Genomic DNA, 12,919 nt, shown 5'->3' on the forward strand with positions numbered 1-12,919 from the left:
GCGTCCTCGAATTGCGCGATTTCGCACGGCGCGACGGGCAAACCGTAGCCCGCGACGATTTGCGTGCACAGCCACTCGTTTTCCACCGAGGTGCGCATGTCGGCGCGCATGTTGCCGACGAGGCCGAGCGGCAGCTTCAGGATGTGCGTGGTCGGCGTGCTGCCCTGCGGAAGCAGCCACTGCCCGCCATGCCGCAGCAGTGCGGTCTTTTCCTGCGCCCCGGCGATCGACAGCCGCAGGCTGTCCACGGCTTCGTGCTCGCCCGCATGCGGCGTGGCGGTGGTTTCGCGCAGCAGTTGCGCGATGTCGCCTTCGCTCAGGGCGCGCCCCTTGATGCTCTTCAGGCCGGTGGGCGCTTCGCCAGCTGGAAGGATCTGCAGCGCGCCCACGCAATCGCGGCCGAGCGCGGCGAGCAGCTCGAACGGCGAGGTGCCGCCGGTCTGGTAGCGCGCGGCGATGCGTCTGCGGATGCGGTCGCTGTCCGGCAGCAGATTGTCGAAATAGTCCGCGACGATCTGGCCGCGGTAGGGCTGGTTGCCCGGCGTGAACGGCAGCGAGAGCGAAAGGGGGCGGCCTTGCTCGTCGTAGAGCCAGCTGTCGAGGTAGACGAGGCGTTCATTGCCGCGCACGTTCTCCCAGTAGCCCACCGGGAGGCCGTTCATCCACAGGTCGAGCCGGTTGGGCAGGCGGGGGCGTGTGCTCACCAGTCCTCCCTCGGCTTGCGGCGGCCGGCGGACTGGCGCTGCGGCGCGGCCTCCGCCGGCGTGGCGCGGGTGCGTTTGCGGGCGGCCGGGGGGTTGGCCGCGCTCGGCATCCTGGCTGCAGCCGCAGGTGCTTTGGCCGGGCGGGGCGCGGCTTTCGCCGCGACAGGCGAGGCCTTGGCTTCGGGCGCGCCGAGCTTGATTTCGACGTCGACGAGGCGCAAGACCCGCACGAGCCGCTCGACGCTCGCGGCTTCGGGATTCGCCTCGAACGCGGCATAGCTCTGCTGCGAGATGCCGAGCCGCGCGGCGATGTCTTTCTGGGTGAGGCCGGCCTTCTTGCGGAAGCCGACGAGAATCGGGCGCAGCTGGCTCAGGGTCTTGAGAGGGTAGTCCACGGCAACTCCGGGCGGCGAAATGCCGATGCAGACGGCCGAGGCAAACGGAAACGCGCGGCGCAGTCGGATACAGTCTATACCCTGTAAAGTAAAAATACAAATCACAGGCTGTAATTTAAAAATACAGTCTACAGGTTGTATTCGCTGCGAGGGCGGCGGTAGGTGCATGACACGCCAGTAAATGTGCAACTAACTGTCAATCGCCGCGCAACCCCGCCCTAGCCGCTTCGCGGCCAGGGCAGTCTGCTTGCAGGCGTCCGGGCCCGTCTTCCCTTTTATCAGGACTCCGATCAGCGTTCGGCGCCATGCATCGGCTCGCCGAGCACGAACGGTCCGCCCTGATACTGCTGCGCAGCGTCGCCGAGCTCGGCGTTCGGCGCGGTCGCCGGGAAGCGCTCGGCGTACGGCGCCGAGCTGTCGCGCGGGCGGTAGCCGAGGAATCCCGCCTTGCCGTTGTCCCACCAGCTCGCCGGATTGTCCGACACGCCATAGACGATCGCATGACCCACGCGGTTGGTGAACAGCGAGCAGCGCACGAGTTCGATGAAGTCGCGATAGCTCAGGAACGTCACGAGCATGCGTGCGTTCTTCGGTTCTTCGAACGACGAACCGATGCGCAGGCAGACCGTCTCCATGCCGAAGCGATCGAAGTAATAGCGCGACAGCGATTCGCCGAAGCATTTCGTCACGCCGTACAGGCTGTCCGGCCGGTGCGCGGCATCGGTATCGAGCACGCTCGTGACGGGATGGAAGCCCGTGACGTGATTGGAGCTGGCGTAGACGATGCGCTTGACGCCGTGCTTGCGCGCGGCTTCATAGAGGTTGTACGTGCCGCGAATGTTGGCTTCGAGTAGATCGTCGAATGGCGCGTCGATGGAGATGCCGCCCAGGTGCACGATCGCGTCCACGCCCTCCACGAGTTGCATGACCGCCGCGCGATCCGAGAGGTCGACGCGGCGCGTTTCCTCGTGTGCCGCCCCCTCGCCCGGCTCCGTGATGTCGCTGACGCGAACGATCTCGGCCCAGTTCGCGAGCGCGCCGCGCAACTGACGGCCCAGATTGCCGCCCGCGCCGGTAAGAAGAAGGCGGCCGAACGGTTTGGCTACAGGTGGGTGTTGCGACATCAGGGCTCCCTGGAGATATTTTGGTATTGAAAACGCGAGGAAAACGTTTTCCGAATATAGCCATCGGCAGACGCAGCGTCAATGGAGGAATACCTGCGGCGAATACCGGGGTTCACCCCAGGTCCGTTTCTGCGACAATGCTCGCCGTCGATCCTCCCTGGCGTTGCCGATCTATGAAAAGTGGTTCCCCGACGATTCGCGATGTCGCCGCCATGGCCGGCGTTTCGGTCGCGACGGTATCGAAGTACGTGAACGGCACCCAGCGCTTTTCGCCGGCGGTGGAAGCGAAGGTCAAGGACGCCATCGCGCTGCTCGGCTACCGCTCCAATCCGCTGGCGCGCTCGATGATCACGGGGCGCACGCGCACCATCGGCATCGCCATTCTGGACATCGCGAACCCGCACTTCACGAACGTGGTCAAGGGCGCGAACCGCGTGGCGCTCCAGCACGACTACACGCTGCTTCTCGTGGACGCCGAAGAGAATCTCGCCCGCGAACGCTCGCTCATCGAAGCGCTCGCGCCGCGCGTGGACGGGCTCATCGTCAGCTCGCGGGCTTCCGAGGAAATCGCCCGGTGGACGATGAATCTGGGCAAGCCGGTCGTCATGCTCAGGACCGTGCGCGGGCTCGACATGCCCACCGTCGGTTTCGACAACCGGCTCGCGACGTCCATGCTGGTGCGTCATCTGCTCAATCTCGGGCACCGGCATATCGCCTATCTGGGCTTCGCCGCGGCGACCATCAACGACGAGCGTATTGCCGGCGCCACCGAGGCGCTGGCCGAGGCCGGCCTCACGCTCGATGTCTACGAAACGCACGCGCCGACCGCCCAGGCGGGCGAGCACGCCTGCTCGCGGGTGATGCTCGGCCCGAAACGCCCGCAGGCGGTGATCTGCTACAACGACCTCATTGCGCTCGGCTTCATGAAGGAGGCCAGGTCGCTCGGCTTTCGCGTGCCGCAGGACGTCTCGGTTGCCGGCATCGACAACGTGCCCTATGGCGAATACGTCGAGCCGCGCCTGACCACGATCGACGGGCAGAGCGAGCGCATGGGCGAACTGGCCATGCAAAAGCTCATCGACGTCCTGGCCGGCCGCGCCGATGTCGAGCAGGTCGTGCTCGAACCCCGCCTCGTCGTGCGCGACTCGACCGTCGCCTGTCGCTGATTCCCTGATCGCTGTAGATCCCCCGCGCTGGCCGCCAGACAAAGGCCGGCGGCCTTGCCACGCCTGTTTCCGATACGCCAACTGGGCCGCGCCAACCCTGCTTCGCTCCGCGTAACTACCTACTAGCCATTTTGAAGGGAACGCATTAAATTTCGAGAAAACGTTTTCCAGAAATGGCACACGAAGAACAAAAGGAGATCGGGAAATGGCGGAGAACAGGCGCCGGTCGAAGTGCGCTGTGGTCGGGGTGGCGATTGCCGGCGCCCGCCCCCGCCTTTGCGTCGTCCTTCACGCAGGTATCACCCACCACCGGTTCTGAGACACCCGGTTGGCCAGCGAATCAGCCCAAACACGGCTCGAAAACAACTCTTCCATTCTTGGGGCAAGCAATGAAAAAGACCTTTCGCAACTCACAGGGTGCACGCACCGCGAAGACCGCAATGACCGTTCTGGCGGCGGCGCTCGCGCTCACCGCAGGCGCTGCGCACGCGCGCGTGTTCCGTGTCGCCGACGTGCACAGCGACACCTTCCCGACCAACATGGCGCTCAAGCACATGGGCGAAGAAATTTCGCAGGCCACGGGCGGCAAGGATTCGATCAAGGTGTTCGGCAACAGCGCACTCGGTTCGGAGAACGATACGATCGATCAGGTGCGTATCGGCGCGCTCGACATGGTGCGCGCCAATGGCGCCGCGTTCAACGAGATCGTGCCGGAATCGATGATTCCTTCGCTGCCGTTCCTCTTTCGCGACATCGACCATTTCCGCAAGGTGATGTACGGCCCCGAAGGCCAGAAGATTCTCGACGCGTTCAAGGCCAAGGGCATGATTGCGCTGACCTTCTACGAGAGCGGCGCGCGCTCGATCTACGCGAAGCGTCCGATCAAGTCGCCGGCCGACATGAAGGGCCTGAAGGTGCGCGTGCAGCCGTCTGACCTCATGGTCGACGAAATCAAGGCGATGGGCGGCACGCCCACGCCGATGCCGTTCGCCGAAGTCTATACGGGCTTGAAAACGGGCCTCGTGGATGCAGCGGAAAACAACCTGCCGTCGTACGAGGAAACCAGGCACTACGAAGTGGCGCAGGTGTATTCCGAGACGGACCATGCCATGACCCCGGAGGTGCTGGTGTTCTCGAAGAAGGTATGGGACACGCTCACGCCGCAGGAGCAGGAGATCATCAAGAAGGCCGCCGCCGACTCGGTGCCGTACTACGTGAAGCTCTGGACCGCGCGCGAAGACACGGCGGGCAAGACGGTGGAAAAGGGCGGCGCGACCATCATTCCGGCCGCGCAGGTCGATCGCGCGGCCTTCGTGAAGGCCATGCAGCCGGTCTGGACGAAGTATGAAAAGACGGCCGACATGAAGAAGATCGTGGACGAAATCCAGGCGATTCACTAAAGCCCGGGGCTCCGCGTCACAAGCGGCGCGGAGCCGGAAAAACGCCGTTGTGCAGTGTGTGCCGTGCAAGGATGGATCATGACTTTCCTGAAACTCCCCAACGATTTGCTGTTTCGCCTGCTGACGATCGTTGCCTCGGTTGCGCTCGCCGCGCTGACGGTTCTCGTCTTCTACGGCGTGATCATGCGCTACGTGTTCGAGAGCGCACCCGATTTCGTCGAGCCGGTCGCGTTGCTGCTGGTAGTCACGATCGCCATGTTCGGCGCCGCGCTCAAGGTGCGCGAGCGCGGGCATATCGGTCTCGATTCGCTCGTCAAGAAGCTTTCCCCGCGGGGGCAACTGATCGCGGAGGCGTTCCAGCACCTCTGCCTGATCGCGCTCGGCGTGGCGATTTTCTTCGGCTGCCTGCAAATGGCGGACACGACCATGGATGACCACATCGCGATTCTCGGCATACCGGAAGCGGTGCGCTATGTCATACCGGTCGTGGCCGGTACCTGCATCGTGCTGTTCTCGCTCGAGCATCTTCTGGCGCTGTTCGTACGCAAGGCAAAGTAGGGCAAACATGGAACTCGCAATTCTTTCGCTCAGTTTTTTGGTGCTCCTCGCCGTTGGGGTGCCGGTTTCTTTCTCCCTCGGTCTCGCCTGCGTCAGCACGTACCTTTACGAAGGACTGCCGGCCGCGACTGCCATGCAGTCGATGATCTCGGGCATGAACGCGTTTTCGTTTCTCGCGGTACCTTTCTTCATTTTCTCCGGCGAGCTGATGCTGCACGGCGGCATTGCCGACCGCATCCTGCGCTTCGCCCAGGCTGCAGTGGGACATTTCCGTGGCGGACTCGGCATGGCCAATGTCGTCGCGTGCACGCTGTTCGGCGGCGTTTCCGGTTCGCCTTCCGCCGATACGTCGGCGATGGGTGGCGTGGTCATTCCGCTCATGAAGCGCGAAGGCTATAGCGCGGCCTATGCCGTCAACGTGACGACGCACTCGTCGCTGGCGGGCGCGTTGATGCCCACCTCGACCAACATGATCATCTATGCGTTCGCGGCGCAAGGCATTACGGGCACGCTGAACGGCCAGCAGATGAGCGGCGTGTCGATTGGCGACCTGCTTTTCTCGGGCCTGCTGCCGGTGTTGTGGGTCATGGGCTTCGTGCTGATTGCGGCTTACTGGCAGGCGCGCCGCTTCGGCTATCCGCGCAGCGCGGACGGCTCGACCAGGCTGCAGGTGTTTCCCGGCTGGCTCGCCGTGGTGCGGGCGTTCCTCGGCGCGCTGCCTGGGCTGTTCGTGATCGCGATCATTCTCTTCTGCGTGGCGCGGGGCATTGCGACCGCCACCGAAGCGGCCGCGATTGCCGTGGTGTATTCGCTCGCGCTCACCGTGGTCGTGTATCGCTCGATGACGAAGGAGAAGCTGTTCTTCGCCCTCTCGCGTGCGGCCAAGACCACGGGCGTGGTGCTGCTGCTGATCGCGGTGTCGAACATGCTGCGCTATCAGATGGCTTATCTGGAGATTCCGGAGGCCATCGAGCGCGTGCTCGCACATGCCACGACCCTTCCCTGGCTGATGCTTCTCTACATCAACATCATCCAGGTGTTTCTGGGCACGTTCATCGACATGGCGGCGCACATCCTCATCACGACGCCGCTCTTCCTGCCGCTCGCCATGCATAGCGGCGTGGGCCCGGTGCAGTTCGGCATCATGATCCTGCTGAACTGCGCGCTGGGCCTCGTGCATCCGCCAATCGGCTCGGTGCAGTTCATCGGCTGCGCCATCGGCGACGTGTCGATCGGGGAGACGACCAAGGTCGCGTGGCCATACTATCTCGCGATTTTTAGCGCGATCAATCTGGTCACCTACTTTCCGTTCTTCTCGACGTGGCTACCCAGCGTGATCAACGGGCATCCGGTTTTCTAGAACGACCGGCACAAGAAGAACGGAGCGGGCACCATGCGTGCCCGCTTCGCTTTTCTGCGCACGTGCTCTCAGGCCACGCGTATCACGACCTTGCCGAAATGCTTGCCGGCTTCCAGCCACGCGTAAGCTTCGGGCGCTTCCTCGAAAGCGAACACGCGATCCACCACGGGGCGAATCTGCTGCGTGGCGACGAAACGTGTGAGGTCGTCGAGCATCGTGCGGCTGCCGACCATGATGCCGTGCAGACGCTTGATACCGCCGATCACCGATAACAACCCCAATTCGGGGCCCGCGAAACTCGTCACGCCGCCGATGATCGAAACAAGCCCGCCCATCTTCGCGGCCGCCACCGAGCGCGGCAGCGTATCGCGTCCGCCCACTTCCACGACGATATCCGCGCCTTCGCCGCCCGTGAGCCGCAGCACTTCGTCCTGCCATTCGGGATGCGAACGATAGTTGATGGTCTCGCTCGCGCCGAGGGTGCGGGCGCGTTCGAGCTTCTCGTCGCTCGAAGAGGTGATGATGGTCCGCAAGCCCGCCGCGTGGGCGAGCTGCAGCCCCCAGATCGACACGCCACCGGTGCCGAGCAGCACCACGGTCGCACCGGGCCGTGCGCCGCCATCGGCGAAGATCGCGTTCCAGGCGGTGATGCCGGCGCACGAGATCGTTGCGGCCTCCTCGTAGCTCAGGTGCGCGGGAATCGAGACGAGCGAGGTTTCCTCAGCGACGAAGCGTTCGGCGAGCACCCCGTCGAATTGCGCACCGGGCGACTCGCGCACTTTCCACGGTGTGGGTGGGCCATCCACCCAATGCGGGAAGTAGGTGTTGATCACGCGGTCGCCGGGCTTGAAGCGCGTGACGGCCGCACCGACTTCGACCACTTCGCCCGCGCCGTCGGCGACGGGCACGAGCGCCGTGTCGCCAAGGCCGAGGTAATCGCCGCGCGCGAACATCAGGTCGCGATAGTTGAGCGAGGCTGCGTGAATCTTCACGACCACGTCATGCGGACCGGGCGCGCGCGGCGTGAAGTCGGTGCGCGCGAGTGCGCCATGGCCGCTGCCGGCCTTCAGTTTCCATGCGTTCATGACTGCTCCAGTACGAGTGGGAGCACCTATGATAGTGTTGCTTGCGAGGCGACATTGGTGAGATTCCGGAGCTTGGTTGTCGCCGCGGTGGATACAAAAGGAGTGGGGATATGAACGATCGCCTGAGCGGCGTGGCCGAATTCGTAGACGTGGTGGACGCGGGCAGCTTCTCCGCCGCGGGCGAGCGCCTTGGCGTGACGCGCTCGGCGGTCGCGAAGATCGTCGCGCGGCTCGAACAGCGCCTGGGCGTGCGCCTGCTGCAGCGGACCACGCGCAGCTTGAGCCTCACCGACGAAGGCCACGCGTACTACGAGCAGTGCCGTCGCGTGCTCGGGGAGCTGAGCGCCGTGGAAGCCGCCTTCGATCACGGACGGCGCGAGCCTGCGGGGCGCTTGCGGATCAGCGCGCCGGTGCTGTTCGGACGCCAGTGCGTGGCGCCCGTGGTGCGGCGGCTCGTGGAGGAGCATCCGCGTCTGAATGTCGAACTCTCGTTTAGCGACCGGGTGGCCGATCTCGTCGAGGACGGCTTCGATCTGGCCGTACGCATCGGGACGCTGCCCGATCACGGCACGCTCGTCGCGCGCCGGCTTGGCGTGCAGCGCATGGGGATCTGCGCGTCGTCTGCGTATCTCGCGCAACACGGCAAGCCCGCGGACGTCGCAGCCCTCGCCACTCACACGGGCATCGCCTATGGCCGAGCGGGACAGAGCCCGGCTTGGCGCGTGCGCGGGCCCGGCGGCGAGATCGAGGAATGCCGGCTCGCGTCGCGGCTGTGCTTCGACGACCTGCTGGCGATCGCCGATGCCGCCGCCGCCGGCGCCGGCCTCGCGTGGCTGCCGTGCTGGCTCATGAGCCCGTATTTGAGCGACGGTCGACTCGAACTCGTCATGGACAGCAAGAGCGTGATGGGCGACGAAGTGCACGTCGTGCGGCAGAAGGCGCGTCACATGCCGTCGAAGGTGCGCGTGGCGGTGGATGCGCTCGTCGCGGATATTTCGCGCATGCTCGGCGCGCAACCGGACTGACCGTGCGCAGCGCGTCTCGCACTGCCGACGCGTCATGGCGTCGTGACGATCAGTGACACTTCATCAAAGCATGAATGGCGTCCTTTGATGCGACCGCGAGGCCAGTGTCCACGCCACGCAAACTCACGCAGGCCCGACAACTGTTACTTCGCCACCGGCATCGAAAATTCCGCACCCTTTTCGGTGCTTTCCGGCCAGCGCTGCATGATCGACTTCTGCTTCGTATAGAAGCGCACGCCTTCTTCGCCATACGCGTGCATGTCGCCAAAGAGGCTGCGCTTCCAGCCGCCAAAGCCGTGCCATGCCATCGGCACCGGAATCGGCACGTTGATGCCCACCATGCCCACTTCGATCTGGCGGCCGAACTCGCGCGCCACGTGGCCGTCGCTCGTGAAGCAGGCGACGCCGTTACCGAACTCGTGATCGTTGATGAGTTCCACGGCCTCGGCGAAATCCTTCACGCGCACGCAGGCGAGCACCGGTCCGAAAATTTCTTCCTTGTAGATGCGCATCTCGGGCGTGACGTCGTCGAACAGCGTACCGCCGGTGAAGAAGCCTGCTTCGTGGCCCGGCACCTTGAGGCCGCGTCCGTCCACCACGAGCTTCGCGCCTTCTTCCACACCGCTCGCGATATAGCCTTCGATGCGCTCGAGCGCCTGCTTCGTGACGATCGGGCCCATTTCCGCGTCGGCTTCCATGCCGTTCTTCACGATGAGGCTGCGTGCGCGCTCGGCGAGGCGCGGCACGATCTTGTCGGCCACATCGCCCACCAGCACGGCCACCGAGATCGCCATGCAGCGCTCGCCGGCCGACCCGTAGCCCGCGCCGATCAGCGCGTCCACGGTCTTGTCGAGATCCGCGTCGGGCATCACGACCATGTGGTTCTTCGCGCCGCCGAGCGCCTGCACGCGCTTGCCGTGCTTCGCACCGGTCTCGTAGATGTAGTTCGCGATCGGCGTGGAGCCCACGAAGCTCACGGCCTTCACGTCGCGGTGCGCGAGCAGGGCGTCGACCACGGCCTTGTCGCCTTGCACGACGTTGAACACGCCGTCGGGCAGGCCGGCTTCCGTGAGCAGACGCGCCATGAAAAGCGAAGCGGAAGGGTCGCGCTCGCTAGGCTTGAGGATGAACGTGCAGCCGGCTGCGAGCGCCACCGGGAACATCCAGCACGGCACCATGCAAGGGAAGTTGAACGGCGTGATGCCCGCCACCACGCCCAGCGGCTGGCGCACGGTCCAGTTGTCCATGCCCGTGGAAACCTGTTCGGTGTAGTCGCCCTTGAGCAGTTGCGGAATGCCGCAGGCGAATTCGATCACGTCGATACCGCGCGCCACTTCGCCCTGCGCGTCGGAGACGACCTTGCCGTGCTCGGCCGTGATGATCGCCGCGAGTTCGTCCGCGTGACGGTTCATCAGCTCGAGGAACCGCAGCATGACGCGCGCGCGGCGAATGGGCGGCGTGTCGCGCCACTTCGGGAACGCGGCTTTCGCGCTCGTCACGGCGGCGTCCACGTCGGCGACTTCGCCCAGCACGAGGCGGCGCGCGGCGGCGCCGGTCGCGGGGTTGAAGATCGCTTGCGTGCGGTCGCCCGTGCCGCGCTCGGTCTTGCCGCCGATGAAGTGGACTACGTCTGCGGAATCGGTATAGGCCTGCATGTCATCTCCTCGTTAGGTGAGTGCGTGCCGCCAGTCTACGGAGGGTGCGGGGGCGAGGAAAGACGCTGGCGCTGAATTGATTGTTTTTAGCTGTGAACAATCACTGGCGTAGTCTGTGAAAAGTGCGCGAACGGCATGCTAGTATCGACGCGGGATTCACGAGTTTTGACGCGGACTTTTTATCGATGGATACGCAGCGAGTCGAAGCACTCTGGACGCATTTGCACTGGCTCAATGTGCTGGCCACCCAGGGCAGCTATACCGCGGCGGCGACGCGCCTGGGCGTGAGCAAGGCGGCCGTGAGCCAGCGCATCGCGGAACTGGAGCGCGTGGCGGGCGTGCCGCTTGTGCAGCGCACCACGCGCAGCGTGCGCTTCACGGAGGCGGGGCTGCGGCTCGTGGAGGACACGCGCGCGCAGTTCGACAGCATCGCCGCGAGCTTCGCGAGCGTGCGCGAGATGGCCGACGTCGCCCGCGGCACGGTGCGCGTCACTGCACCGGTCGCCTTCGCGCGCCAGCAACTGGTGCCGCGTCTCGCGCACTTTTCGCGCACGCATCCCGAAGTGCGCGTGCAACTGGAGCTTTCCGACCGGCTCAGCTCGATTGCGACCGAAGGGTTCGATCTCGCGATTCGCCATAGCGCGCAGGTGCCGGAAACCCACGTGGCCTGGAAGCTCTGCGACACGCGCTCGGTCATCGTCGCCACGCGGCCTTACCTCAAGCAGCGAGGCACGCCGCAAACGCCCGCCGATCTGGCGCAGCACGACTGTCTGTTCTATCCGCGCCCGCTGGGGGCGGGCGTGTGGTCGTTCGAGAAAGCCGGCCGCCGCGCGGAAGGCGCGCGCGAGACGGTGACGGTAAACGGCCCGTTCTCGGCGAACAACAGCGAGGCGTTGCGCGACGCGGCGCTGGAACATCTCGGCATCGCGCTGTTGCCCGATTTCAGCGCGCAGGCCGCGCTGCAGGCCGGCAAGCTCGTCGTGCTGCTGCCCAACTGGCGCCCCGTGGGCGCGTTCGCTTCGCAATTGCACGTCGTGCGGCCGTATGGGGCGCAAGTGCCGCGAGCGGTCAAGCACTTTACGGAGTTTCTGCGGCAGACGTTCAAGGATGGCTTTCCGCTGGAGTGAGGTGGCGCACGCAGCCCTGCCGCCGCCTTCCTGATGCGGTTTTGATAGATTTTTGGTATCCACGGCGCCGGGTGCCGACGTTATGCTTGATCCAACACGGAGGCAGACGCATGGACCAGCACGAAATACCGGTGGCGGATTTGGGGCGGCAATGGTACGTCGAACGCGAATGCTCGCTGGACGCCTTCGTGAACCGACTGCGCGACGACGGCAGCCCGTTGCGTTACGCCTGCGATGTGAGGCAGCGCATTCCCGTCTACGACTGCGTGGCGCTCGAAGGCGCGCTGCACGACGCGGCGCGGCGCGCGCAGTTGCAGGCGGAATGGGCGCATGTGCTGCGCGACGGCGCCGGAGTGCTGGTGCTCGAGCGCGCCTACGCGAACACGCAGCCCGTGGACGATGCCACCGCCGTGTTCGAAGCCATCATCCGGGCCGAGCGGGAGCAGGGCACGAGCGGCGCGGACCATTTCGCGAAGGCGGGCGCAAACGACCGCATCTGGAATGCGCAACAGAAGCTCTGCCTCGAAGCGCCTGCCGTGTTCGTCGACTACTTCGCAAATCTGCCGCTCATGGCCGTGTGCGAGGCGTGGCTCGGACCGTGCTATCAGATGACTTCGCAGGTCAACGTGGTGCGGCCCGGCGGCGCGGCACAGGAAGCGCACCGTGACTATCACCTGGGATTCCAGACGATCGAGGAGGCGCAGCGTTATCCGGCGCACGTGCATCATGTATCCGCTTTCCTCACGCTCCAGGGGGCGGTGGCGCACAGCGACATGCCGGTCGAGAGCGGGCCGACGAAACTCCTGCCGTACTCGCAACGCTATGCCGAGGGCTATCTTGCATGGCGGCGAGCCGATTTCCGCGCGTACTTCGAAACGCATTGCGTACAGTTGCCGCTTACCAGTGGCGACGCCCTGTTCTTCAATCCCGCGCTATTTCATGCGGCGGGCGCGAACCGCACCGCCGACATACAGCGCATGGCGAATCTGCTGCAGGTTTCGTCGGCGATGGGGCGCGCAATGGAAGCGCTTGACCGTACGAGCATGTGCGAGGCGATTTATCCCGTGCTGCGCGAGTGGCGCAGGAAGGGCCTGGGCGTTGCAGACGAACTCGCGACAATGGCGGTCATCGCGTCGTGCGCCGAAGGCTATCCGTTTCCCACCAATCTCGACCGGGACCCGCCTCTGGGGGGCCTCGCGCCAGAAAGCCAGCAGGCACTCATGCAGCGCGCGCTGCATGAGGACTGGGAGCCAGGCAGATTCGCCGTGGCGTTGCGCGCGCATGACGCGCGACGCGACCCCGCGTAAGCGCGGCGATGGC

General features: G+C 65.1%; 12 protein-coding genes. 7 read left to right on the top strand and 5 right to left on the bottom strand.

The features are described from left to right. The 3 genes from AB4Y43_RS19010 to AB4Y43_RS19020 all read right to left on the bottom strand — a co-directional run. Positions 1 to 662, bottom strand: a 662-nt coding sequence (locus AB4Y43_RS19010) for a HipA N-terminal domain-containing protein (protein WP_368728561.1), incomplete at its 3' end; no start/stop codon positions are given. A 38-nt stretch (positions 663 to 700) separates the two neighbouring features. Continuing rightward, complete coding sequence (locus tag AB4Y43_RS19015; protein ID WP_368618849.1) at positions 701 to 1,099, bottom strand: helix-turn-helix transcriptional regulator; 399 nt, start codon at positions 1,097 to 1,099, stop codon at positions 701 to 703. Positions 1,100 to 1,389: 290 nt separating this feature from the next. Further along, complete coding sequence (locus AB4Y43_RS19020) at positions 1,390 to 2,223, bottom strand: NAD-dependent epimerase/dehydratase family protein (protein WP_368728521.1); 834 nt, start codon at positions 2,221 to 2,223, stop codon at positions 1,390 to 1,392. Between the two features lie 173 nt (positions 2,224 to 2,396). On the opposite strand from AB4Y43_RS19020, the gene AB4Y43_RS19025 reads away from it, so the two are divergent. From AB4Y43_RS19025 to AB4Y43_RS19040, 4 genes are all read left to right on the top strand, one after another. After that, positions 2,397 to 3,389, top strand: a complete 993-nt coding sequence (locus tag AB4Y43_RS19025) for a LacI family DNA-binding transcriptional regulator (RefSeq protein ID WP_069266659.1) — start codon at positions 2,397 to 2,399, stop codon at positions 3,387 to 3,389. Positions 3,390 to 3,829: 440 nt separating this feature from the next. Next, complete coding sequence (locus AB4Y43_RS19030) at positions 3,830 to 4,789, top strand: TRAP transporter substrate-binding protein (RefSeq protein ID WP_256094893.1); 960 nt, start codon at positions 3,830 to 3,832, stop codon at positions 4,787 to 4,789. A 78-nt stretch (positions 4,790 to 4,867) separates the two neighbouring features. After that, positions 4,868 to 5,347 (top strand): TRAP transporter small permease, encoded by a 480-nt coding sequence (locus AB4Y43_RS19035; protein ID WP_368604437.1) that lies wholly within the window; start codon positions 4,868 to 4,870, stop codon positions 5,345 to 5,347. Positions 5,348 to 5,354: 7 nt separating this feature from the next. Further along, the gene (locus AB4Y43_RS19040) at positions 5,355 to 6,707 is read left to right on the top strand and encodes a TRAP transporter large permease (RefSeq protein ID WP_368728522.1); all 1,353 of its coding nucleotides are present in this window, start codon (positions 5,355 to 5,357) and stop codon (positions 6,705 to 6,707) included. Between the two features lie 68 nt (positions 6,708 to 6,775). Here the strand turns inward: AB4Y43_RS19040 and AB4Y43_RS19045 are convergent, their stop codons facing one another. Beyond that, positions 6,776 to 7,792: an NAD(P)-dependent alcohol dehydrogenase gene (locus AB4Y43_RS19045; protein WP_368728523.1), complete on the bottom strand. Its 1,017-nt coding sequence runs from the start codon at positions 7,790 to 7,792 to the stop codon at positions 6,776 to 6,778. Between the two features lie 110 nt (positions 7,793 to 7,902). Here AB4Y43_RS19045 and AB4Y43_RS19050 point away from each other — a divergent pair, with 110 nt between their 5' ends. Continuing rightward, entirely contained in the window at positions 7,903 to 8,817 is a 915-nt protein-coding gene (locus AB4Y43_RS19050; protein WP_368728524.1) for a LysR family transcriptional regulator, read from the top strand. A gap of 143 nt (positions 8,818 to 8,960) precedes the next feature. Here the strand turns inward: AB4Y43_RS19050 and AB4Y43_RS19055 are convergent, their stop codons facing one another. Next, positions 8,961 to 10,472 (bottom strand): CoA-acylating methylmalonate-semialdehyde dehydrogenase, encoded by a 1,512-nt coding sequence (locus tag AB4Y43_RS19055; RefSeq protein ID WP_368728525.1) that lies wholly within the window; start codon positions 10,470 to 10,472, stop codon positions 8,961 to 8,963. A gap of 185 nt (positions 10,473 to 10,657) precedes the next feature. Between AB4Y43_RS19055 and AB4Y43_RS19060 the strand changes: the two genes are divergently transcribed. After that, positions 10,658 to 11,599 (top strand): LysR family transcriptional regulator, encoded by a 942-nt coding sequence (locus tag AB4Y43_RS19060; protein WP_069266652.1) that lies wholly within the window; start codon positions 10,658 to 10,660, stop codon positions 11,597 to 11,599. 110 nt (positions 11,600 to 11,709) lie between these two features. Then, on the top strand, positions 11,710 to 12,906 hold the full coding sequence (locus AB4Y43_RS19065) for a phytanoyl-CoA dioxygenase family protein (protein WP_368728526.1): 1,197 nt from the start codon (positions 11,710 to 11,712) through the stop codon (positions 12,904 to 12,906). Positions 12,907 to 12,919: the final 13 nt, after the last annotated feature.

The sequence above is a fragment of the Paraburkholderia sp. BR10872 genome (genome assembly GCF_040965835.1).
GTDB lineage: Bacteria > Pseudomonadota > Gammaproteobacteria > Burkholderiales > Burkholderiaceae > Paraburkholderia > Paraburkholderia nodosa_A.